The organism is Corallococcus terminator, assembly GCF_049194865.1.
Lineage (GTDB): Bacteria > Myxococcota > Myxococcia > Myxococcales > Myxococcaceae > Myxococcus > Myxococcus terminator_A.
Genome location: NZ_JBLZWL010000007.1, coordinates 1 through 22,436, shown reverse-complemented (window position 1 = coordinate 22,436; position 22,436 = coordinate 1). Strand labels below are relative to the sequence as shown.

General features: G+C 69.8%; 22 protein-coding genes. 12 read left to right on the top strand and 10 right to left on the bottom strand.

Features of this window, described 5'->3' with window-relative positions; all coding sequences use genetic code 11:
- Window positions 1-19: 19 nt before the first annotated feature.
- Window positions 20-481 carry a tetratricopeptide repeat protein gene (locus tag ACN469_RS05905; protein WP_498765000.1) on the bottom strand — a complete coding sequence of 154 codons (462 nt, stop codon included), beginning with the start codon at window positions 479-481 and terminating at the stop codon, window positions 20-22.
- Window positions 482-579: 98 nt separating this feature from the next.
- Between ACN469_RS05905 and ACN469_RS05900 the strand changes: the two genes are divergently transcribed.
- The gene (locus tag ACN469_RS05900) at window positions 580-1,170 is read left to right on the top strand and encodes a hypothetical protein (protein WP_498764999.1); all 591 of its coding nucleotides are present in this window, start codon (window positions 580-582) and stop codon (window positions 1,168-1,170) included.
- Between the two features lie 40 nt (window positions 1,171-1,210).
- On the opposite strand, the gene ACN469_RS05895 is transcribed toward ACN469_RS05900, so the two are convergent.
- Together ACN469_RS05895 and ACN469_RS05890 are read right to left on the bottom strand one after the other, a co-directional pair.
- Complete coding sequence (locus ACN469_RS05895) at window positions 1,211-2,560, bottom strand: sigma-54-dependent transcriptional regulator (RefSeq protein WP_498764997.1); 1,350 nt, start codon at window positions 2,558-2,560, stop codon at window positions 1,211-1,213.
- A gap of 3 nt (window positions 2,561-2,563) precedes the next feature.
- On the bottom strand, window positions 2,564-3,802 hold the full coding sequence (locus ACN469_RS05890; protein ID WP_498764995.1) for a sensor histidine kinase: 1,239 nt from the start codon (window positions 3,800-3,802) through the stop codon (window positions 2,564-2,566).
- A 549-nt stretch (window positions 3,803-4,351) separates the two neighbouring features.
- Between ACN469_RS05890 and ACN469_RS05885 the strand changes: the two genes are divergently transcribed.
- From ACN469_RS05885 to ACN469_RS05870, 4 genes are read left to right on the top strand one after another with little or no spacing between them, the layout of a single operon-like run.
- Window positions 4,352-5,851, top strand: a complete 1,500-nt coding sequence (locus ACN469_RS05885) for a TolC family protein (RefSeq protein ID WP_498764993.1) — start codon at window positions 4,352-4,354, stop codon at window positions 5,849-5,851.
- 8 nt (window positions 5,852-5,859) lie between these two features.
- Window positions 5,860-6,576, top strand: coding sequence for an ABC transporter ATP-binding protein (locus ACN469_RS05880; RefSeq protein ID WP_498764991.1), 717 nt, complete (start codon window positions 5,860-5,862; stop codon window positions 6,574-6,576).
- A gap of 43 nt (window positions 6,577-6,619) precedes the next feature.
- Window positions 6,620-8,086 carry an efflux RND transporter periplasmic adaptor subunit gene (locus ACN469_RS05875; protein WP_498764989.1) on the top strand — a complete coding sequence of 489 codons (1,467 nt, stop codon included), beginning with the start codon at window positions 6,620-6,622 and terminating at the stop codon, window positions 8,084-8,086.
- Window positions 8,087-8,115: 29 nt separating this feature from the next.
- Window positions 8,116-9,321, top strand: coding sequence for an ABC transporter permease (locus ACN469_RS05870; RefSeq protein ID WP_498764987.1), 1,206 nt, complete (start codon window positions 8,116-8,118; stop codon window positions 9,319-9,321).
- Between the two features lie 47 nt (window positions 9,322-9,368).
- On the opposite strand, the gene ACN469_RS05865 is transcribed toward ACN469_RS05870, so the two are convergent.
- The gene (locus ACN469_RS05865; RefSeq protein WP_498764985.1) at window positions 9,369-10,139 is read right to left on the bottom strand and encodes an SDR family oxidoreductase; all 771 of its coding nucleotides are present in this window, start codon (window positions 10,137-10,139) and stop codon (window positions 9,369-9,371) included.
- Between the two features lie 176 nt (window positions 10,140-10,315).
- Between ACN469_RS05865 and ACN469_RS05860 the strand changes: the two genes are divergently transcribed.
- On the top strand, window positions 10,316-11,545 hold the full coding sequence (locus tag ACN469_RS05860) for a metallophosphoesterase (protein WP_498764983.1): 1,230 nt from the start codon (window positions 10,316-10,318) through the stop codon (window positions 11,543-11,545).
- A gap of 5 nt (window positions 11,546-11,550) precedes the next feature.
- Here ACN469_RS05860 and ACN469_RS05855 read toward each other — a convergent pair whose 3' ends face one another.
- From ACN469_RS05855 to ACN469_RS05845, 3 genes are all read right to left on the bottom strand, one after another.
- Window positions 11,551-12,003, bottom strand: a complete 453-nt coding sequence (locus ACN469_RS05855; protein ID WP_498764981.1) for a hypothetical protein — start codon at window positions 12,001-12,003, stop codon at window positions 11,551-11,553.
- Window positions 12,000-13,547, bottom strand: a complete 1,548-nt coding sequence (locus tag ACN469_RS05850) for an alkaline phosphatase D family protein (RefSeq protein WP_498764979.1) — start codon at window positions 13,545-13,547, stop codon at window positions 12,000-12,002. The genes ACN469_RS05855 and ACN469_RS05850 overlap by 4 nt, the downstream gene beginning before the upstream one ends.
- Window positions 13,548-13,813: 266 nt before the next feature.
- Entirely contained in the window at window positions 13,814-14,713 is a 900-nt protein-coding gene (locus ACN469_RS05845; RefSeq protein ID WP_498764977.1) for a sigma-70 family RNA polymerase sigma factor, read from the bottom strand.
- A gap of 72 nt (window positions 14,714-14,785) precedes the next feature.
- Between ACN469_RS05845 and ACN469_RS05840 the strand changes: the two genes are divergently transcribed.
- The 6 genes from ACN469_RS05840 to ACN469_RS05815 all read left to right on the top strand — a co-directional run bounded on the left by ACN469_RS05840 (window position 14,786) and on the right by ACN469_RS05815 (window position 20,889).
- Window positions 14,786-15,091 carry a hypothetical protein gene (locus tag ACN469_RS05840; RefSeq protein WP_498764976.1) on the top strand — a complete coding sequence of 102 codons (306 nt, stop codon included), beginning with the start codon at window positions 14,786-14,788 and terminating at the stop codon, window positions 15,089-15,091.
- Window positions 15,092-15,411: 320 nt separating this feature from the next.
- Window positions 15,412-16,200: a tetratricopeptide repeat protein gene (locus ACN469_RS05835; protein WP_498764974.1), complete on the top strand. Its 789-nt coding sequence runs from the start codon at window positions 15,412-15,414 to the stop codon at window positions 16,198-16,200.
- A gap of 173 nt (window positions 16,201-16,373) precedes the next feature.
- Complete coding sequence (locus ACN469_RS05830; protein WP_498764972.1) at window positions 16,374-17,486, top strand: S-(hydroxymethyl)glutathione dehydrogenase/class III alcohol dehydrogenase; 1,113 nt, start codon at window positions 16,374-16,376, stop codon at window positions 17,484-17,486.
- Window positions 17,483-18,334: an S-formylglutathione hydrolase gene (gene fghA, locus ACN469_RS05825; RefSeq protein WP_498764970.1), complete on the top strand. Its 852-nt coding sequence runs from the start codon at window positions 17,483-17,485 to the stop codon at window positions 18,332-18,334. The genes ACN469_RS05830 and fghA overlap by 4 nt, the downstream gene beginning before the upstream one ends.
- A gap of 160 nt (window positions 18,335-18,494) precedes the next feature.
- Entirely contained in the window at window positions 18,495-19,574 is a 1,080-nt protein-coding gene (locus tag ACN469_RS05820; RefSeq protein WP_498764968.1) for an aquaporin, read from the top strand.
- A gap of 34 nt (window positions 19,575-19,608) precedes the next feature.
- Window positions 19,609-20,889 carry an MgtC/SapB family protein gene (locus ACN469_RS05815; RefSeq protein WP_498764966.1) on the top strand — a complete coding sequence of 427 codons (1,281 nt, stop codon included), beginning with the start codon at window positions 19,609-19,611 and terminating at the stop codon, window positions 20,887-20,889.
- An 18-nt stretch (window positions 20,890-20,907) separates the two neighbouring features.
- Here ACN469_RS05815 and ACN469_RS05810 read toward each other — a convergent pair whose 3' ends face one another.
- From ACN469_RS05810 to ACN469_RS05800, 3 genes are all read right to left on the bottom strand, one after another.
- Complete coding sequence (locus tag ACN469_RS05810; RefSeq protein WP_498764964.1) at window positions 20,908-21,129, bottom strand: DUF3185 family protein; 222 nt, start codon at window positions 21,127-21,129, stop codon at window positions 20,908-20,910.
- Window positions 21,130-21,236: 107 nt separating this feature from the next.
- Window positions 21,237-21,998: a hypothetical protein gene (locus tag ACN469_RS05805; RefSeq protein ID WP_498764962.1), complete on the bottom strand. Its 762-nt coding sequence runs from the start codon at window positions 21,996-21,998 to the stop codon at window positions 21,237-21,239.
- Between the two features lie 229 nt (window positions 21,999-22,227).
- Window positions 22,228-22,436, bottom strand: a 209-nt coding sequence (locus ACN469_RS05800; RefSeq protein WP_498764960.1) for a hypothetical protein, incomplete at its 5' end; no start/stop codon positions are given.

The following is a 22,436-nucleotide window of genomic DNA, read 5'->3' as shown; positions in this document are numbered from 1 at the left end:
GAGATGTGACGCGGCTGCCTCAGGGGGCCTGTCCGGACAGCACCCGCTCCAGCGCCGCCGCCTGCTCGCGCTCGTCCGCGTTCGGGCTCCGGCCCGCGCGCTGGGCATGAACCCGGGCCCGGTCCGGCTCCGTCTTCGCCAGCGCCAGCGCCAGGTTCAGGTTCGCCCGGGGATGGTCGGGATGCGCCTCCAGCACCGGCTCCATCACCTGCGCCGCGCGTGCGTCCTCTCCCCGCTCCAGCAGTGCAATCGCCAGATCACACGCTGGCCCGGGGTCCGACGGGGCCTTTGCGTGGACCAGCTCCAGCAACTCCACGGCCCTCGCGCGCTCCCCCGCCAGGTCCAGCGCCCGTGACAGCGCGTGCATCACCCCCGCGTCTCCCGGGGCCTCATGCAGCGCGGCCTCCAGCAGCCGCTTCGCCTCCTTCCCATCCCCCGCCTCCAGCCGCGCCACTCCGTCGCGATACAGGTCCGTGCCCACAACCCCTCCTTCTCACAATGCGGTGCGTTAATCCCAAGGACGCAACTTCCACCCTACAGAGTGCGACAAACCAAGAGAAGCTTTCCCCCGGGTCCTCCATGCTCGTGCGCAATCCCCCCGTCGCCCCCCGCCGCCCGCTCTCCAACAGCGCTGAGACGCCGTCCGCCGAGCGCTCCAACACGGCGGTGCCGGTCCGGCAGAACACCCAGGACACCTTCGCCCGCGGCACGAGCGCCACGGAGCGCACGGCCAAGGTGGGCGCGGCGCCCGCTGGGGACCACGGCAAGTTGATGAACGAGTACCTGACGGGTGCCCGTCCGCCCCCGGCCGACTTCGAGAAGGTGATGGGCTACAAGCCCTACGCCATCCAGACGAAGCACGGCCAGCGCATGCAGGACCCGCACGGCTCCGCGTCCGCGCCCGGCAAGATTGGCCCGGACAAGGAGTTCGACCCGGCCGCGAAGACGCACGACTACGGCTACGACCTGCTGCGCTACTACGACCGCAAGGGCACGCCCCTGGACGGCAGCGCGCGCAAGTCGGCCGACGCGCTCTTCCGCAAGGACCTGTTCAACTACGCCAATGACCAGAAGGGCTTCGGCGACAAGCTGAAGTACCGGACGTGGGCGCAGATCTACGCCACCGCGGTGGAACTCAACTCCCGCGTGCAGGGCTACGGCCCTCCGTGACGTCGGACCGAGGGGCGCGGCCGCTTCGCGCCCCCTCGCCTCACTGCATTCCGTAGCGCCGCAGCTTGTCGTAGAGCGTGCGCAACCCGATGCCCAGCCGCTGCGCGGCGCGCTTCCGGTTGCCACCCTCGTCCGCGATGGCCTGCTCAATCGCCATCCGCTCCAGTTCCTCCAGCGTCTTGTCCGGCAGTCGCGCGCCGCCCGCGGTGGGCGCGGCCGTGGTGACGGGCGCGCTCGTGGGGTCCAGCCACAGGTGACGTGACTCCACCACCACGCCGTCCGCGAGGATGGCCGCGCGCTCCAGGGCGTTGCGCAGCTCGCGCACGTTGCCCGGCCAGGAGAAGTCCACCAACCGCTCCGACGCCTCCGGAGACAGCTTCAGCCCCGGTCGCCCCAGCTCCTCGCCAATGCGGCGCAGCAGCAGCTCCGACAGCGGACGCAGGTCCTCGCGGCGCTCGCGCAGCGAGGGCAACCGGATGGGGAACACCGCCAGCCGGTGGTAGAGGTCCTCCCGGAACTCGCCGTGGGCCATCATCGTCTTGAGGTCGCGGTTGGTCGCCGCCACCCAGCGCACGTCCGCCTCCAGCGTCCGGGTGCCGCCCACGCGCTCGAAGCGCCGCTCCTGGAGCACGCGCAAGAGCTTGGCCTGCAGCTCCGCCTTCAGCTCGCCCACTTCGTCCAGGAAGAACGTCCCGCCCTGCGCCAGCTCGATGCGTCCGCGCCGCTGCGCCACCGCGCCAGTGAAGGCGCCTTTCTCATGGCCGAACAGCTCGCTCTCCAGCAGCGTCTCCGTCAGGGCCGCGCAGTTGACCGCGACGAAGGGCCCCTCCGAGCGCTCACTCCACTGGTGCAGCGCCCGCGCGGCGACCTCCTTGCCCGTGCCGCTCTCGCCCACCAGCAGCACCGTGGCCTGCGTGGGCGACACCTTGCGCAGCGCCTCCACCACCGGCCCCATCGACGGCGCGCCCCAGCTCAGCACCACCTCGCTGGTGGACTGCCGCACCTCCGTCTTCAAGTTCAAGAGCGCGCGCCGCTCCAGGGCCCGCGCCACCGTCAGCCGCAGCTCGGCGGGACTGCCCACGGGCTTGAGGAGGTACTCGAAGGCGCCGGCCTTCATCGCCGACACCGCGCTCTCCACCGAGCCCACCGCGGTGAGGATGACGACCTCCACGTCCGGCTGCTCCTCGCGCACCTTGCGCAGCAGCGTCAGCCCGTCCATCCCCGGCATCCGCAGGTCCGTCACGAGCAGGTCCACGCCCTGCTTCGCCAGCAGCCGCGCGGCCTCTTCGCCATCCGCCGCCTGCGTCACCACGTGGCCTTCGACCTCCAGCGCCTCCGCGATGAACGAGCGCACGCCCTCCTCGTCATCCGCCACCAGGATGCGCGCCATGGCTCAGGTCCCCCTCGCCGGGACGGTGAGCCGGAACTCCGCGCCGCCCTGGGAATGCGTCTTCGCGCTCACCGAACCGCCGTGCAGCTCGACGATGCGCCGGGTGATGGCGAGCCCCAGCCCCACGCCGCGCAGCCGCCCGGTGACGAAGGGCTCGAAGATGCGCTCCTCGTCACCCTTCGGAATGCCCGGCCCGTAGTCCCTCACGATGAACACGAGCGACTGGCCCTCCTGCGCCACGTCCACCTCCACCCGCTGCCCGGCCGGGCTCACCTGCACCGCGTTGCGCAGCACGTTCTCCAGCGCCTGCTGGAAGCGTCCGGCGTCCAGCTCCCACTGCGCGCGGCTCGGCAGGTAGTGCGCATTCACGCTGGCTTCGCCCGTCGCCTCCACCGCCGCGCGCAACACCTCGTTGGGGTCCGTCCCGGTGCGCCGCAGCTCCCCGCTGCGCACGAAGGACAGCAGGTCATTCATCAACTGCTCCAGCCGCACCGCCTCGCCGACAATCCGGTCCGCCTTGGGACGCAGCACCTCGTCCCGCTCCACGCGCTCCGCGAGCAACTGCGCGTGTCCCTTGAGCGAGGCCAGCGGGTTGCGCAGCTCATGCGCCAGCACTGCGGACATGGTGCCCAGCGCGGCGAGCCTGCGCCCGCGCTCCAGCTCCGCCGCCAGGGCCTCGCGCTGCGCCAGGGAGCGCGAGAAGGCGAAGGCCAGGCCCAGGATGCCCACGCACGACACCGCCGCGATGAACAGCAGGCGCTGCGCGCGGTCCGTCAACTCCAGCGCGGTGACGGGCTCGAACTCGTAGCCGATGCGCAGGTTCCGGCGCGGCTCCTGCGGAGGCGCGTCCACCGTGGGAGCGCCTCCGTTCGCCACCGCCGGGACGTCCGGCTTGGGCTTGCGCAGTCGGTGGATGAAGCGACCTCGGCCCGCCTCGATGCGCAGCAAGGGGCCGTCCTGGATTTCACCCAGCGAGCCCTCCCCCGCCGACTCCAACACCTTCCCATCCTCGATGATGGCCACGTAGCGCAGGCCACCTTCCTGGTTCGCCGCGAGGAAGGCATCCAGCGCCTGCTGGCTCGGAGGACCGGAGCCCTCCCGGAAGGCCTCCAACCCGGCGAGCATCAGGACGTTGGCCATGCCGCGCACCACCAGCGAGGAGGACTCCATCGCGGACCTGCGGATGAAGAGCACCGCGGACAGGAGCACGGCACACATCAGCCCCGCCGCCACCCAGGGCATCCAGGGACCACGCGGTCTCCAACGGGCCGCGCCGCTCATCGACGCTGCCCCTTCTCGGGGTGAATCCCACTCCATGAGGTGCCTCCGCTCGCTGCGAACTCTGCATGCACGGTGCGGAATCCGCACTCCCTTCTCTCATGGCGTGGCGCCACGCGGGCTTCCCCTTGGCTGGTTGCTGTCGAGCCCATGTGTTCGTCTCCCCGAGGGTGGGCGCGGCGAGAGGGCCGCTGGTGTACAGGCCGGGCAGGCCGCGACGCGAGTCACGCCCGTCCGACGCGGCCTCCTTGTGCAATCACGAGGCCCACGTCACTCCGGGCGGATGCGACCCCTCCATCGGAGCGCGCTCCTCTCCATGAGTGAGTCCCGCCCAGGGGAGCCCTCGCGGACCGCATGCGGAATCCGCACTCGGCCGGCGCTTCTCGCAGCGCCTTCGCGAGTTTCCCCTGAGGTTTCAATGTGTTGAAAACTGGCAAGGCGCATGCAGTCACCCTGCTTCGGAACCGCCGGACGCGCCAGAAGCGCACCGGCCCTCAACGGGACAAGGCTGCGATGACGATGCTCAAGAGAGCGTGGTTCAAGAGACGGCCCCACCGGATGACGGCGCTGACGCTGGGCCTGCTGGGCCTCGTCGCGACGCCGGGAATGGGCGCGGCGCAGACGCCCGCCCCGGCCGCCGGCACGGAGCAGAACACCGCCGCCCAGACGCAGAAGGCTCCGGCCGATGCGCCCACCGAGGATGCGGCGAAGCAGAACGCCCCCGCGCCGACGAAGGACGGCGAGCAGGCGCCGGTCCCCGCCCAGAGCCTCACGGCCCAGGTCGAGCCCCAGGGAGTGACTGTCACCCTCGACGAGGCCATCTCGCGGGCGCTCAAGACGAATCCGGCGGTGGTGCAGGCCGAGGGCTCCGTCACCAACGCGGCTGCGGCGGAGCTGAGCGCGTTGGGCGCCTACATCCCGTCCCTCTCCGCGAGCGCGAACGCCTCGCTCTCCAGCAGCCAGCGCATCCTGGGCGACACGGGCACCGTCGTCTCCGGCTCCAACGACAGTTACAGCGCGGGCCTGGCCACGTCGTGGAGCGTCTTCACCGGTGGGCAGCGGAGCGCCACGCGCAAGCAGACCCGCGCGCAGTCCGGCGCGGCCGGGGCGCAGCTCACCGCGCAGCGCGCCAGCGCGGTGCTGGACGTTCAGCGCTCCTTCTACGAGGTCCTCCGGGCGACGGGCCTGGAAGCGGTGGCAAGCTCGCGCATCGAGCGGGCCAGGCAGAACGAGGACGCGGCGGAGCGGCGGCTGGCGGTGGGCTCGGCGACGCGCTCGGACCTGCTGCGGGCGCGACTGGACCACACCACGGCCCGGGAGGCGCTGCGCACGGCGGAGACCCAGCGCATCTCCGCGTCGCTGTCGCTGGGACGCCTCATCGGCGAGGACGGTCCGGCGCAGGCCCAGGCCGACGAGAACCTGGGCCCCAAGCCCTTCACCCTCACCGAAGCCGCGCTCATCACCGAGCTGGAGTCCAACGCGCCCGCCGTGCTCGCCGCGGCCTCCACGTTGAGCGCCTCCGAGGCGGGCGTCAGTGTCGCGAAGGCGACCTATCTGCCGAACGTGCGCCTGTCCGCCGGCTACGACTGGTTCAACCAGGATCCGAAGTTCACCGGAGGCAGGACGAGCTGGTCAGTGCGCCTGGGCTTCTCCTACCCCATCTTCGACGGCTTCCTACGCGAGGAGCGGGTGCAGCGGGCCAGGACGCAGGAAATCACCTCCCTGGCGCAGCTCGCCGATACGCGGCGCGCGGTGAGGTCGGGGGCCAACCAGGCGCTGGCTCAGCTGCGCCTCTCGGCGGACCGCATCACCCTGTCCGAGCAGGCCGTGGAAGTGGCGCGCGAGGACCTCAAGGTGCAGGAAGAGCGCTACCGTCTGGGCGCGACCACCATCCTGGAGCTGCTGACGTCGCAGGAGAACCTGGTCCAGGCGGAGACCAACCTCGTGTCGTCTCGGTTCGACTACCGCATCGCACGCGCGGAGCTGGAAGCGCTTGCTGGGAGGCCGCTGTGAGCACCGCCATGGAAACGTCGCCGGCACGGGACATCTCGGACGTGGTCATCCGCGCCGAGGGCCTGAGCAAGGACTACACGATGGGCTCGGAGGTGGTGCGCGCGCTGCGCGGCGTGGACGTCACCATCCGCCGCAACGAGTACGTGGCGGTCATGGGCCCCTCCGGCTCCGGCAAGTCCACCTTCATGAACCTCATCGGCTGCCTGGATGTGCCGAGCGGCGGGCAGTACTGGCTCAACGGGCAACCCGTCGCGGGCATGACGGAGAACGCGCTCGCGCGCATCCGCAACCGTGAGCTGGGCTTCGTGTTCCAGAGCTTCAACCTGCTGCCCCGCGCCTCCGCGCTGGACAACGTGGCGCTGCCGCTGGTGTACGCGCGCGTGCCCAAGAAGGTTCGTCAGGAGCGCGCGGCGGCGATGCTGGAGAAGGTGGGCCTGGGCGCACGCAAGGACCACCGGCCCAACGAGCTGTCCGGTGGTCAGCGCCAGCGCGTGGCCATTGCCCGCGCCCTGGTGACGCAGCCGGCGCTGCTGCTGGCGGACGAGCCCACGGGCGCGCTCGACAGCAAGACGGGTGAGGAGATCATGGCCCTCTTCGGGGAGCTGCACTCCCAGGGCCAGACGTTGATGCTCGTCACGCACGAGTCGGATATCGCGGCGTACGCGCAGCGGGTGCTGTTCTTGAAGGACGGCGTCATCGAGCGGGACGAGCTGAAGCGGAATTGAGCGGGACCGCGCACAGCGCGGCCACGAAGACCTGGAGGACGTCGTGAGCAAGGCGAAGAAGATGGTCATCACGGGTGTCGCGGCGGTCCTGATTGGAGCGGGCGTCTACGCCACCCAGCGGAGCACGGAGCCCAAGGTGCCGGAGCGCTCGGCCGCGGTGGCGGTGGTGGAGCGCCGCGACATGGAGGTCGTCGCGGAGTCCGCCGGACTGGTGGAGCCGCTGCGCGTGGTGGAGGTGAAGTCCAAGGCCTCCGGGGAAGTGCTGCGCGTGTTGTTCGACACCGGCGACAAGGTGGAGAAGGACGCGCTGCTCGCGGAGATCGACCCGCGCGACGTGCAGAACGCGCTGGCCCAGGCGCAGGCGGACGTGGACTCGGCGCGGGTGCGGTTGAACACGACGGAGGCACAGCGGACGCGCATGGAGTCGCTGCGCCAGTCCGGCTACGTCACCCAGCAGGAGTACGAGACGACGGTGGACGCCTACGCCACCGCGCGGGCCGCCAAGGTGCGCGCGGAGACGAACCTCCAGTTGGCCAAGGAGCGCAGCCGCGACGTCACCATCCGCGCCCCCAGCGCCGGGACGCTGCTGGAGCGGACGATTCAGCCGGGGCAGATCATCGCGTCGGCCACGTCCAACGTGTCCGGTGGCAGCACGCTGTTCAAGATGGCGGACCTGTCCGTCATGCAGGTGCGCGCCAAGGTGGACGAGACGGACGTGGGCCAGCTCAAGGCGGGCCTCAAGGCGCGCGTGACGATGGAGGCGTACCCGGGCAAGACGTTCATCGGTGAGGTCGTGAAGATCGAACCGCAGGCGCTGGTGGAGCAGAACGTCACCCTCTTCCCGGTGCTGGTGCGCCTGGACAACCCGGACGGCCTGCTGCGCCCGGGGATGAACGCGGAGGTGGCCATTGAAATCTCCCGCCGCCGCGACGCCATCACCGTCCCCAACTCCGCGGTGGTCAGCCTGCGGGATGCCCGCGCCGCGGCGCTGGCGGTGGGCCTCACGGAGGACTCGGTGCGGTCGCTGATGCGGCCGGCGGGCGAAGGCCGTGGACGGGGTGGCTCGGGCACTGGCGGCACCAGCGCTGCGCCGACGGGTGCCACCGAGGGCACTCCACCGGCTGCGGACAAGGGCGCCGTGGGCGCGGGAACAGTCACGCCGGTGAACGTGGCGACGCCGGCGACGACCGGGGCGCCGGAGGGCGCGGGCGAGGGGCGTCGCAACCGGGGCGGGCGCGAAGGCACGCAGGCGACGGGTGACACGCGGCCGGGGCTCGTCTTCGTGCAGGGTCCGAAGGGTCCGGAGCCGCGCAAGGTGATGCTGGGCCTGAGTGACTGGGAGAGCTCCGAGGTCGTCAGCGGGCTGGAGGCGGGCGAGCAGGTGCTGCTCGTGTCCGTGGCGCAGCTCCAGCAGCAGCAACAGCAGCGCAACGAGCGGATGAAGGCGGCGACGGGCGGGATGATGCCGGGCATGGGTGGTGGTGCGGGTGGTGGGCGCGGCGGTCGTTAGTCGGCAGTCGGTGGAGGAGGAGGCAGGTCATGGGTGAAATCATCCGGGTCGCGTTCGACGCGGTCCTCGCCAACAAGCTGCGCTCGCTGTTGACCATGCTCGGCATCGTCATCGGCATCGCGGCGGTCATCACCATGGTGGCGCTGGGCGAGGGAGCCCAGCGCTCGGTGGAGCAGCGGCTGAAGACGCTCGGGACAAACGTCCTGACGGTGCGTCCTGGCCAGTCCTTCTCGGGAGGCCTGGGCCGAGGCCAGGCGTCGATGACCATCGACGACGCGGAGGCGCTGCGCACCAACGCCAAGCACATCCAGGCCGTGGCGCCGGAGATCGAGTCGCGCTTCCAGGTGGAGTACGGCGCGGGCAACGCGAACCTGTCGGTGGTGGGGACGTGGCCGGCCTACTTCGGCATCAACGAGTCCCACATCGTCGCGGGTCGGCTGTTCACCGACGCGGAGGACCGGGGCCGTCGGCGCGTGGTGGTGCTGGGCGCGCTCGCGGGCGGGCAGCTCGGGGTGCGGGACGCCTCTTCGCTGGTGGGCGAGACGGTGCGCATCCGAGGCATCCCCTTCGAGGTCATCGGCGTGCTCGCGGAGAAGGGCTCGCAGGGTTTCTCCAACCCCGACGAGAGCCTCTACATCCCGCTGTCCACCGCGCAGTTCCGGGTGATGGGCAGCGACCGCATCCGCTCCATCGCGGTGCAGGCCGCCACGGACAAGTCCATGGACGACGCGATGGCGGAGATCGACCTCAAGCTGCGCCGGGAGCACCGGCTCCGTCCGGAGGAGCAGGCCGACTTCAACATCCGCGACCAGGCCTCACTGCTCGCGACGGTGCAGGAGACGACGCAGACCTTCTCGCTGCTGCTGGCCGGCATCGCCGCCATCTCCCTGCTGGTGGGAGGCATCGGCATCATGAACATCATGCTCGTCTCCGTGACGGAGCGGACGCGCGAGATTGGTCTGCGCAAGGCGCTGGGAGCCACGGGCACGGACATCCTGCTCCAGTTCCTCGTCGAGTCTCTCGTGTTGTGTCTGGCCGGAGGCACGCTCGGACTGATCCTGGGCGTGGGTGGCGCGGCGCTGCTCCAGAAGCTCATGGGGTGGACCATGGTGGTGGCCCCCGAGGCCATCGTGGTGGCCATCGCCTTCTCCGCCTCCGTGGGCGTGTTCTTCGGCATCTGGCCCGCGCGCCGGGCCGCGAGCCTGGCCCCCATCGAGTCGCTCCGCTACGAGTGACCTCCGCGCCCGGGGGAGCACCACGCCTCCCGGGCGTCACGACACGCTCAGCGCCCGGGACGCGCGCCCGGGTCCGCCTCGAACGCGGCGACGTCGTGGTAGTAGCGCTCGACCTCGGCCTGCGTGGACGCCTTCGTGAAGACCTCCGGACGCGGGTGAGCGATGGCGTCGAGGATGGCCTCCACCGCTTCCTCGACGGGCTGAGCCCCGGGCAGCGCACGCGAGTCCGGCCCACCGCCCAGCGCATTCGAGCCGAACTCCGTGGCCACGACGCCGGGCATCACCACCGTGACGGAGATTCCCGGATGCGTCTGGCGCAGCTCCAAGCGGAGACAGGCGCTCAGCGCGTTCAACGCATGCTTGGCCGCGCTGTACGCCGAGCGGAGGGGCACCACGGGCAGACGCCCCAGGGTGCTGGAGACGTTGAGAATCTGTCCGGCGTTGCGCGCCTGGAAGTGCGGCAGGACAGCCTGCATTCCGTAGAGCGCGCTGTGGACGTTGTCGTGCCACATCGACTCCAGGTCCTCGTCGGTGAGCTCGGCCACGGAGCGGGTGATGCCGCGTCCGGCGTTGTTCACCCAGACGTCGATGTGGCCGAAGCGCTCGAGCGCCGCATCGCGAAGCCGCACCACCTGCGCGCGGGACGTCACATCGGTGACGACGGCGAGCGAATCGCGTCCGGAGCGATTGGCGACGACCTCCAGCTCGGCCCGACGGCGAGCGGCCAGCACCAGCTTCGCTCCACGCGCTCCCGCCACGCGAGCCAGCTCCGCGCCGATGCCCCCACTCGCCCCTGTGATGACGATGACCTTGTCCATGCGTGTCCCCTCGTAAAGCTCGCCTGCCCTGTCTCGCGGAATCTACCCGCCTGAAGCAGAGGTGTCGGGGACTCTGTTCAATCGAGAGGACTCAGGAGCCATCCTGTCGACAGAGCAGTCCAGACACGGGCACCGTGTTACCCTTCCCTTCCGTTCTCGCCTCGGGTCGCTCGCACATGCCGTTCAGGATCTTCTCCTTCTCGATGCTCATCGGGCTCGCCGCGGTGCTGGGCCACCTGTACCTCTACCGACGGCTGGTCCGGGAGTTGGTGCGGGGACGCGCGGCCCGGTTCGTGGCCATCGTCGTGCTGGGGCTCCTGACGCTGCTGCTGGGCCTGCGGCGCACGCTGCTGGACGCGCTTCCCGAAGGACTCGGGCACACCGTGACGGTGGCCACGTACACGTGGATGGGCGTGGCGCTCTGTCTGGTGCTCGCGCTCCTGGCCATGGACCTGCTCCGTGCGCTGGTCGGCCTGGGGCGCTGGGTCCGGCGGCGGAGAGACATGGCCACTCCGGCCGCGCTCACGACGTCCGTGCAGGAGGCTCCGTCCCCCGTCGAGCCACCCGTGGACGAGGAGCGCAGGAAGTTCCTCGGACGCGCGCTCGCGGGAGGCGCGGCGCTCGCGGGCGGAGGGCTGGCGTCATACGGACACTGGCGGGCCTTCGCACCGCCGATGGTGACGGAGCTGGCCATTCGGATTCCCAAGCTGCCGCGAGCTCTGGATGGGCTCAGCATCGTCCAGCTCACGGACATCCACGTGGGCCCCTTCATCGAGCGCCGCTTCATGGACGAGCTGGTGCGGCAGGCCAACGCCCTCAAGCCGGACCTCGTCGCCATCACCGGTGACCTGGTGGACGGTGACGTGCCCACGTTGGGAGGCGCCGTCGCCGCGCTCCGAGGGCTGCGCTCCCGCTATGGCAGCTACTTCGTCACCGGCAATCACGACTACTACTCCGGTGACGAGGAGTGGACCGCGTTCCTCCAGTCGCTCGACATCCAGTCGCTGCGCAACCGCCATGTCCGCATCGGCGATGCGGGGGCGTCGTTGGACCTCGTCGGCGTGGACGACTGGAGCGGCTGGAGGCGGCGCAACCAGAAGGGCTACGACCTGGACCTGGCGCTCGAAGGGCGCGATCCGGACAGGGCGGCGGTGCTGCTCGCGCACCAGCCCGCGAACTTCAAGGTGGCCGCGGAGCGAGGGATGGACCTCCAGATTTCAGGTCACACCCACGGCGGGCAGCTGGTCCCGATGACGCTGTTCATCGGCTTCGCGTGGGAGCACGCGGCGGGGCTCTACCGGCACCAGGACTCTCATATCTACGTGAGCCGGGGCTGCGGCTTCTGGGGGCCGCCCATGCGCGTCGGCAGTCCCCCGGAGCTGGTCAAGCTGGTGCTCACGACATAGCGGGCTCACTTCGCGAGTGTGGCGCGAGGCGTGTAGCGCCAGAAGCGCTGGAGGTGGCCACAGCTCTGGCAGGCCAGCTCCATCCGAAGCTCACCGCCACGAGTCGCCGTGGCGGGAACGACCATCTGCATGGACTGCTCCGCGCGACCGCGGCACGCACGGCACACGCCCACCGTCTGGACGAACCGGGCGTTGCGCGTCACCACGCCATCCTCGCAGGAGCCGCACCACCAGACGTGATAGTCGACGGCGCCGCTCTGCTCCTGCCGGCGCTGCTCATCGTTCAGATGGATGTCGTCCATCTCCTCGTCGAGCAGCATCCGCGCCTGACCGCAGTGATTGCAGACCTCCAGCTCCGAGCGCTTCGGCGCCGAGGGCACCGACGGACTCTTCATTGAGAAGAGAAGGGCCGTGATCACCCCCATCCCCACCACCAGGACGACGAAGATGAGCATCATCGGCTCGGCTCCAGTTCCACGGAGTGCAGCGCCTTGCCCGTCAGGTCATGGATGGCGACGGTCATCACGCCACTGTCCCCCTGGATGCGGACGCTGCCGAAGTACTGCTGTCCTTCCCACGGCGCCGCGTTCATCACCGTCGCCGGCCGGTGCCACTTCACCTCCGGACCGAAGGTCTCATCGAGCGCGCTCGGACCGAACGTGCCCGCGTTGAGTGGCCCCGCGACGAACTCCCAGAACGGGTCGAAGTCGCGGAACCGCGCGCGGTCAGGGTGAAAGTGGTGCATCGCCGGGTAGTGCACGTCCGCGGTGACGAACACCACGTTGCGCACCTTCCGCTCCTTCAGGAAGGAGAGCAGCTCCGCCAGCTCCAGCTCGCGCCCCAGCGGCACACCCGGGCCGTTGGCCCACGCCTCCATGATGTGGCCACCGTCCGGCAGCTTCTCCGCGGGGATGATGAGCCCCAGCGGCATGCTGGTCGCAATCACCTTCCACGTCGCCCGGGAGGCCGCCAGCGCCTGCTTGAGCCCGTCGAGCTGCGCACGCCCGAGGAACGCCGTCTCCGGCCCCTGCCGCTCCTGGCGATTGATGGAGTTCGGCGCCCGGAACGCACGCACGTCGGGGATGAACACGTCCAGCAGCGGCCCCTGTGAGAGCTGGCGATGGATGCGTCCCTCCGCTCGCGCGGCGCCGCCCACGGGCGAGTACTCGAAGAACGCCTGACGCGCCCGAGCGCCGAGCGCCGCTTCGTCCGCGACCTGCGTGTACCGAGGGTCATCCGCGAGGCTGCGCCCCGGATACCAGTTGTTGCGCACCTCGTGGTCATCCCACTGGTACGCGATGGGCACGTCCCGCGCGAGGGCCCGCAGCGAGTCGTCCAGGAAGTTGTAGGCGAAGTTCCCGCGCAGCTCCTCCAACGTCTCGGCGACCTTCGACTTCGCGGGCGTCACCCGGTTGCGCCACACGCGCCCGTCCGGGAGGACGACCTCCGGCAGCAGCGGGTTGTCCGCATAGATGGCGTCGCCGACGTGCAGGAAGAAGTCGGGACGCAAGGCGTGCACCGCCGCGAAGCCTCGGTACCCGCCCCACTCCGGGTTGATGCCCCATCCCTGCCCACACACATCCGCGCTCCACGCGAAGCACACGTCCCGGGCCGAGTCCGGTGACGTGAGGAACCGCCCACGCCACTCCTCACCAGTGACGCCACCGTCCTCCGCGAGCACGCGCACGAAGACCTCACGCCCCGCTGGCAGGCCGGTGAGGTCCACCACCCCGGTGTAGTCCGTGGCCTCGGTGAGCGCGGCGCCCTCCACGCGGTGCACGCCCTTCACGAGCCGCGAGTCCTCGCTCCACTCCACCACGAGCCGCGAGGCCCGGTCCGCCTTGCCCCAGACCGTGACGGCGCCGGTGCGCACGTCGCCCAGCTGCGCCCCCAGGGGCAGCGACGGCCCGGGACGTGGCGCGCGCACCGAGCGCGTCGAGGCACAGCCCGCGGCGGTGACGGCGAGCCCCTGGAGCACTGTTCGTCGAGTGAGGACAGTCATGGTGCGCGCGCTCCGAGAAAACAACCGGCCCCACACTATGGCCACTCCCGCCGGGCATCCAGCACCACCGCCGCCGCTCGAAAGGCACACATGAGTCAGACCTCCAGGCGAAATCAACGAACTGCCCTGGCGAGTGGAACGGGACCATCACCGACCTGCGCCTGGACCCGGTGTCGGGCACGGGCATCGCGTTCGACATCGACTGGATTCGCGCGGCGGCGCCGTAGCGCTCCGCCGCCCCAGTAGATGGTCCCCACCTGGGCAGCTCACGCAGGAGGTGCCCAGGTGGACGCGAGGTCGACGACAGAGAGTCGAAGCTGACGGAGACGGGCACGGTCGCTGATGACATTGAACGCCGCGACACGATGGTCCCGGAGTTCGATTTCGAGGACGAGCAGCGGTCGCCCAAGCGGCGCGACGACGACGCCCAGGGCGCCATTCACGAGGACGGGTCGGGCGAAGCGCGCTCGGCCGGAGTTGGTGAGGGTCTCCTCCGCGACGCGGCGGGCGCCACGCACCTCGGTCTCCTCCTCGCCTCGCGGCGCGGCACGGCGCACGACGTCCGGCGCCAGCACGGCGAGGAGGGCTTCCAGATCGCCCGCGCGTGAAGCGACGAGGAAGGCGTCGATGACCTCACGCTGCTTGCGAAGCTCAGCAGCGGGAACCAGGGGGGTGCCCTGCACCCGATGGCGGGCACGGCTCGCCAGCTTCTTCGCCGCGACGGGGGAGCGCTCGACAATCCCGGCGATCTCCTCGAAGGGCACGCCGAACAAGTCATGCAGCACGAAGGCGATGCGCTCGGCGGGCCCCAATGTATCGAGCACCACGAGCAGCGCGAGCCCGACGGACTCCGCCATCAACAGGTCACCCTCCGGATGAGCCCCAGCATCATGGGCAATGACTCGGTCGAGCTCGGCCGCGTCGAGAAGCTCCTCACCCCGCCGCTGGCGCGAGCGCAGCATCTCCAGGCACACGCGCGCGACGATGGTGGTCAACCAGCCCGCCACGTTGTCGACGGCACGAGCGTCGAAGCGGCTGGCCCGAAGCCAGGCCTCCTGCACCGCGTCGTCCGCCTCGTCAGTGGAGCCGAGCATGCGAAACGCGACCGCCCGCAGATGGGGGCGGGACCGGTCGAACTGCTCGGCCAACTTGGAGTGATTCTCCATCGGTCACCTTTTTTCCGCGCCATTCATCATAGCGAGAGACGCGATGAACGACGCGAGAACAAGGAGCCGGTCTTGCCTGTACTGATGGTGCGTTACCAGGTGGCGGAACAAGGTGTCGCGGAGGTGACCCGAGCGGTCCAGGCCGCGTTCGAGGCCGTGAGGGCACAGCAGCCCAAGGGCCTCCGGTATTCATACTTTCATCGTGTGGGGAGCACCGAGTTCCTGGCACTGGTGGAGCTGGACGAGGGCATCGAGAACCCCTTGTTTGGAATCGAGGCGGCCCGAGCGCTCCAAGCCGCCGTGGCCCGCTGGGCCGTGGGAGAGGCTCCGAAGCCACAGCCCGTCGAGTGCATCGGCGCATACGGCATCGTTCCGTGAGAGACCTCGATGCGGGCCGATTGAAGACCCGCCTCATGCCCAGGTGACTCGTGGCGCGAGTCCCGGCGTGGAGCCGAGGAGTCACCCCCACCCGTACCCCGAGTCACCGCCCGGGCTGGACCCGGGGCGAGGCACGGGAGGATGGCGGGAGGCCGGATGCTTGGAGGGCAGGCTCGCTTGCCCTGGGTGCCGGAACCTGGACTTCGGGTATGCTTGCCCGGCTTTCGGACCCGTGAGGCCGGGTCCCACACGATGCGCGGACAAGCAGGATGGATGGGGCCGGGGTCGACTCCCCAGGCCCGCTCGAAAGGTTCATACACATGAAGCGACTGGCACGAGTCGGTCTGGTGTTCGGAGTTCTCGCCCTGGGCGGCACGGTGGCCTGTAAAGGCGAGGAGGACGTCGGCAAGGCGGAACGCATCAAGGGCAGCAATCACCTGAGCAAGAAGGAGTATAAGGAGGCCACCGCGGCCTACGCGCTGTCGCTCCAGGCGGACCCCAAGCAGGAGAAGGTCTGGGAGAAGAAGGCGTTCGCCCACCTCCAGCTCGGGGAGATCGACAAGGCCAGCGAGGCCGTCCTGAAGATCCTGGAGATGAAGACCACGCCGGCGGAGAAGGCCGAGACGTACCGGACGCTCGCCAGCATGAACATGCAGGGCGGCGCCACGGAAGCGGCCGAGAAGTACTTCAACGAGGCCCTGAAGCTGGAGCCGAAGGACGAGGCGTCCCTCGGGTGGATCGCGGAGATCTACGCCCAGCGCGGCGGCGCGCGCTCCATGGCGGCGCCCATCGTCAAGGCCGACCTGGAGAAGTCGCTCAGCTATTACGACCAGGTCATCGCCATCAACCCCAACTCCGCCAACACGTACCTCAACAAGCGCGTGGTGATGGGCCGCCTCATGGAGTACGAGCGGCAGCAGCAGGAGATGGCGCTGTCGGAGGCCACCGAGAACGCGAAGAACCCGACCGTCGTCGCCGAGGCGACCGCCCGCGCCGCCGAGCACCAGAAGCGCATGGACGAGTTCCAGGGTCAGTTCGCGGAGATGACCAAGAAGTTCAGCGAGGCGCAGAAGGCCACCAAGGCCCAGGCCGCTGCGGGCACGCCGTAGTCCCCTCGCCGTCCTGAAGCTCCAGGGCCTGGAACCGCGCACCGGTTCCAGGCCCTTCTTCTTTTCTCGGCGGGCGGAAGCGTTTCCTGGGCGTCACGCGGTGATTCCGTCGTGCCCCGGGGGTACCTCGCGCATTACGCTGCGCCCCTCAAACTTCACAGGGAGGCTCGTGTATGGACGTGCGCGCGGCGGTGGCGCTCGAGGCAGGAAAGCCGTTGAGCATCGAGACGGTTCACCTCGAGGGGCCCAAGGCGGGAGAGGTGCTCATCGAGCTGAAGGCCACCGGCATCTGCCACACGGACGAGTTCACGCTCTCCGGGCAGGACCCGGAGGGCTTGTTCCCCGCCATCCTCGGGCACGAGGGCGCGGGCGTGGTGGTGGACGTGGGGCCGGGCGTGACGTCGCTGCGCAAGGGCGACCACGTCATCCCGCTGTACACGCCGGAGTGCCGGGTGTGTAAGTCGTGCCTGTCGCGCAAGACGAACCTGTGTACCGCCATCCGCGCGACGCAGGGCAAGGGGCTGATGCCGGACGGCACCAGTCGCTTCCGGTTGGGCAAGCAGAGCGTGCACCACTACATGGGCACGTCCACCTTCGCGCAGTTCACGGTGCTGCCGGAGATCGCCGTCGCGAAGATTCGCGAGGACGCCCCGTTCGACAAGGTCTGCTACATCGGCTGCGGCGTGACGACGGGCATCGGCGCGGTGGTGTACACGGCGAAGGTGGAGGCGGGCGCGCGCGTCGTCGTCTTCGGGCTCGGTGGAATCGGCCTCAACGTGGTGCAGGCCGCGCGCATGGTGGGCGCGGACCAGATTGTCGGCGTGGACATCAACCCCGCGCGCAAGGCCATGGCGGAGAAGTTCGGCCTCACCCACTTCGTCAACCCGAAGGAAGTCGAGGGGGACCTGGTGCCCTACCTCGTCAACCTGACGAACGGCGGCGCGGACTACAGCTTCGAGTGCATCGGCAATGTGAACACGATGCGCCAGGCGCTCGAGTGCTGCCACCGGGGCTGGGGCGAGAGCATCGTCATCGGCGTGGCGGGAGCCGGGCAGGAGATCAAGACGCGGCCGTTCCAGCTCGTCACGGGGCGCGTGTGGAAGGGCAGCGCGTTCGGTGGCGCGCGTGGCCGCACGGACGTGCCGCAGATTGTCGACTGGTACATGAACGGGAAGATCAACGTCGACGACCTCATCACCCACACGCTGAAGCTGGAGGACATCAACCAGGGCTTCGACCTGATGCACCGGGGCGAGTCCATCCGCAGCGTGGTGAAGTACTCATGACGGCGGCCCCCACACTGCTCAGCCAGCACCGCTGCTTCGACGGCACCGTCGGCTTCTACAAGCACGGGTCCGAGGCGTGCGGGGGTGAGATGCGCTTCGGTGTCTTCGTTCCGCCGCAGGCGCGGGAGCGCAAGGTGCCGGTGCTCTACTACCTCGCCGGCCTCACGTGCACGGAGGACACCTTCCTCATCAAGGGGGGCGCGCAGCGCGTGGCCTCGGAGCTGGGGCTGATGCTGGTGGCCCCCGACACCAGTCCGCGCGGCGCGGGTTATCCCGGCGAGGATGCCTCCTGGGACTTCGGCGTGGGCGCGGGCTTCTACCTGGACGCCACCCAGGCGCCCTGGTCCGCGCGCTACCGCATGGGCACGTACGTCACCCGGGAACTGCCCGCGCTCATCGCCGAGCACTTCCCCGCTCGGGAGGACCGCCAGGGCATCTTCGGGCACTCCATGGGTGGCCATGGCGCGCTGGTGTGCGCGCTGCGCGACCCGGAGCGCTACCGCTCCGTGTCCGCCTTCGCGCCCATCGTCGCGCCCATGCGCGTCCCCTGGGGACAGAAGGCGTTCAAGGGATACCTGGGCGAGGACACGGCCACGTGGCGCGAGTACGACGCCACGGAGCTCATCCGCTCCGCGAAGACGCGGCTCCCCTCGCTGCTGGTGGACCAGGGCACGGGCGACAAGTTCCTCCAGGAGCAGCTCAAGCCCGAGCTGCTGAAGGAGGCCTGCGACGCCACGGGGCAGCCGCTCACGCTGCGCATCCATGAAGGGTATGACCACGGCTACTACTTCATCTCCACGTTCATGGAGGACCACCTGCGGCACCACGCCGCGGCGCTGAACGCGTAGCCTCGTAGACACCTCGCGGGGGGTCCGGTGACGGACGTATCCGGGCCCCCGCGAGCGCGCACGTCCGTCTGCTCGTCGGCTTTCGCCCAGGCCCTCGCGCCCGCCTTTGACGACCTTTTCGTCGAGGCATAGGGTGGGAGATCCGCTGGAGGGACAGGCGATGACGGGTGCACTTCCATCCACGACGAGGCCGTCCGACACGGGGCGCCTGAACCGGCCCCGGCGGCTCGCGGTCGAAGCGCTCGGCTGCGGGCTGCTCGTGGTGGCACTCGAAGGCGCCCATCACGGCGCGGAGCACCTGGGCGTGAGCGCCACCGACGGGCGCCTCTTCATGTCCCTGGCGGCCGGTGTCGTCCTCGCCTGCCTCACGCTGGTGCTTCAGCCGTTGTCCGGTGCGCACTTCAATCCCGCCCTCACCTTCGCGGACGCGCTGGAGGACGGCACGCCGTGGCGGGACGTGCCTCGCTACGTGCTCGCGCAGCTCGGCGGTGGGCTCGTCGGACGGCTGGTGGCGCACCTCATGTGCGGTGAGCCCCTGCTCGTCGCGACGCGTGCACCCTCGGCCAGTTCCTCGCAGTTCCTCACGGAGCTGGTCGCCACGTTCGGTCTGCTGGTGGTGGTGCGCGGGTGCGTGCGCAGCCGTCCCTCCGCCACGCCTCTGGTCGTCGCGGGCTACGCCGCCGCCACCGTCTGGTTCACCGACTCGCGCTCGCTGGCCAATCCCGCGCTCATCCTCGCGCGCGCGGTGAGCACCCGGGCCAGCGTCCTGCACGCGATGGACGTCGAGTCCTTCGTCGCCGCGCAGTTTCTGGGCGCCGCGCTCGCCGTGTTCCTCTTCCGTTGGCTGATGGCGCCCGCGGAGAAGCCCTCGCATCGCCCCTGGTGCGTCATCTTCCAGTGCTCGCGCCCCACCGTGGCCGAGCACGCCGTCACCGTCTTCAATGGCCTCGCCGCGCAGGACCGGGCCCGGGCCACGGTGGATGGCGCGGCGTGTGCGGGGGATGAGCGCGGACCGCCACCGCTCGTGGTGCGACTGGTCCTGCCCGGTGAGGAGGCGCCGCCGCTGGTGGGAGGCGCGTCCTGGCTGGTGCCCGTGAGCGAGGACGGCACCGCCGACGCGGCGCAGCGCCTCCGGGCGTCGCTGCGAGAGCCCATCCAGCGCCTGTTGCGTGAGCGGGGATGGTCCCGACTGCATGCCGTGGGCGACGCCGCGCACGAGACACCTCGCCACACCACCTGAAGACTTCGCTCCACGAAGGAGGGGCACCCCCTTGATGGAAGGACTTCCGCCGGCCGTTGCGTGGCCGCCGCTCCAGACGTTGATGCGCCTGACACTCGCCCTGGGCGTGGGCCTGTTCGTGGGGTTGGAGCGCGAGTGGCGTGGCAAGGAGGCCGGCTTGCGCACCTTCGGCTTCGCATCGCTGCTGGGAGCCATGGGCGGGCTGCTGGGCCCTCCGTTCGCCATCACCGCGGTGCTCCTGCTGGGCGTGCTGGTGGCGTTCCTGAACTGGCAGTCGCTGCGCGCGAACGAGGGAGCGGAGCTGACGACGTCCGCCGCGCTGCTCGTCACCGGCTTCACGGGGGTGCTGTGCGGCCTGGGGCATGTGGTGACGCCCGCGGCGGTGGCCGTGACGAGCGCGGGTCTGCTCACGTGGAAGGAGCGACTGGCGGGCTTCAGCAGCAAGATCACCGCCGAGGAGCTGCGCTCGGCCATCCTGCTGGCCATCCTCGCCTTCGCCATCTACCCGGTGTTGCCGGCCGAGCCCGTGGATCCCTGGGGGCTCATCGTGCCTCGCGTCGCGTGGGTGACGGTCATCCTCATCGCGGCGATGGGGTTCGTGAACTACGTGTTGCTCAAGCTCTTCGGCACGCGAGGCGTGGAGGTGACGGGGTTCCTGGGCGGGCTCGTCAACAGCACCGTCACGGTGACGGAGCTGGCCCATCGAGTGAAGGAGTCGGACGGACGGCTCCAGGACGTCGCGTACCGAGGCGTCATGCTGGCCACGGCGGCGATGGCGCTGCGCAATGCCGTCTTGCTCGGCATCCTGTCGTATCGCGCGCTGATCAACTCCGTGGTGCCGCTCTCGCTCATCCTGCTGTCGAGCATGGGGCTCGCGTTGGTGAGGGCCCGCCAGGTCCCGAGCAGCGCGGGCGCCGCGCCGTCGCTGCCCCTGGAGAGTCCCTTCTCACTCACGTCCGCGCTGAAGTTCGGAGCGATGTTGCTCTTGTTCCAGGTCGTGGGCACGGTGGGACAGAATCTCCTGGGCCACGCGGGTTTCTATGCGGTGAGCGCGCTGGGAGGCCTGGTATCGAGCGCATCGGCGGTGGCCTCGGCCGCGTCACTGAGTTCGCATGGCTCGCTGTCACCGACCACAGCCGGTGTCGGCGCCACCATCGCGTCGCTCGCGAGCGCCGCCGTCAGCTTCGTGGTGGTGGCGAGAGTGGCCGGGCAGCGGCACCTCACCGTACGACTGAGCTGGGCCCTGGGCACGGTGTTCGCCCTGGGGCTCGCCGGGGCCTTCGTCCAGACCCGAATCGAGGGGCTCATCCACTGAGCCCCCAGAGGCCCGCGCCTAACGACGCTTGCGCGAGCCACCACCGAACAGCGCGAGGAGGATTCCGCCCGCCAGCGCGGCGCCACCGCCCGCCAGGTACAGCGTGGTGTTCTCGCTGTACTTGCCCGTGAGGGCCTGCGTTGCGCGCTCGGTCAGCGACTCGCGCGCATTCAGCCCCGTCCACAGCAACACGCCGCCCGCGACGGCGAGCATCACTCCGACCAACCGGATGATTCCCACGGTGACTCCTCGAGTTGAACCGGGAGCGTTATAGCGCCCCACGAAGGCCCTCGGTGGAAATGAGGGGCGAGGTGGCGTCGAGGATGGGCGTCCCCGAGCCAGGTCGTCTACTCCTGCACGGACGACTGCGCCGGCTGCTTGGGCTGATTCGCCAGGTCCATGAGCTTCCTCAACCGGGTCGACGTGTCGTCCTCGGGCAGGATGCCAGCCTGCTCCGCGATGGAGGCCGCCGCCTTCTGCTGCCGCTCCTTCTCCAGTCCGGCCACCGCTTCGCGGTCGGGCAGGTTCGGGCCGAGCTCACCCACGACGGCGGCGCGAATCTTCATCGCGGCGCCCGTCACCACCTGCGCGTTCTGGAAGATGGAGCCCTGCGCCTCGGGCCTCGACGTGCCAGTGCCGTACGCGGACACCACGCCACTGCGAAGCGTGAAGGCCTTCATCGAGACGAGCTTCCCGCCGCTCGTCCCCACTGCGTCCTCCAGGAGGACCTGCGGGAGGATCCACACATCGGGCGAGATTCCCTTGGCGCGAGCGGCGGAGATGCGATCCGCGTCCGAGGCACCGGCTCGCGTCGCGCTTTCCGGCAGGCCTCTCACCATCACGATGCGCAACAGCGGATCGGCGGAGAGTTCGCGCCGCAGAGATTCATCGAGCTGCTTCCGGTCGAGCGACTTGGAGAGCGCTTCGGCGACGGTCGCCTCGAACACGGCGACCTGGATGGGCGACTGGGGCGAGCGGCGAGGCGCTTCGGCGATGGCCTTGGCGTAGTCCTCCTGCTCGCGCTCCTTCGCATCGATGCGAGCCTGCTCCGCCGGGTCGGAGCTGCGCACGGTCGTCTTGCCGTCGAGCCCCGTCGAGGTCGTGGTCATGGTCATGCCCGCACAACCGGCGAAGACCAACGCAACAAGGGCTGAGACAAGGGCGCGCGAATACATGTCATCTCCGGGGGCTGAGCAGGATGCCTGGCCGAGGACGCGAAAGGTCCATCGGCACGGCACGCTCAGGACGACGTCTCCGGAGAAAAATTCACGCGGAACAGAGACGGGGGCGTGCCCCTGTCTCCGGTCCAATGTCCTCGGTACACGTCAGCGACAGGCTTCAGCGCTTCGTCCGCCCCTTGCCTCCCGACACAGGCGACTTGCCAGGCTTCGCCACGCTCTTCGCCTGGGCCTTGGGCGCCTTCGCCTTGGGCGTCTTCACCGGGGCCGTGGACACCTTCGACCTGGTCGGCTTCGCCGTGGTCACCTTGGCCTTCGGAGCCTTGGCGTTCGGAGCCTTGGTCTTCGCGGCCTTGGCGTTCGGAGCCT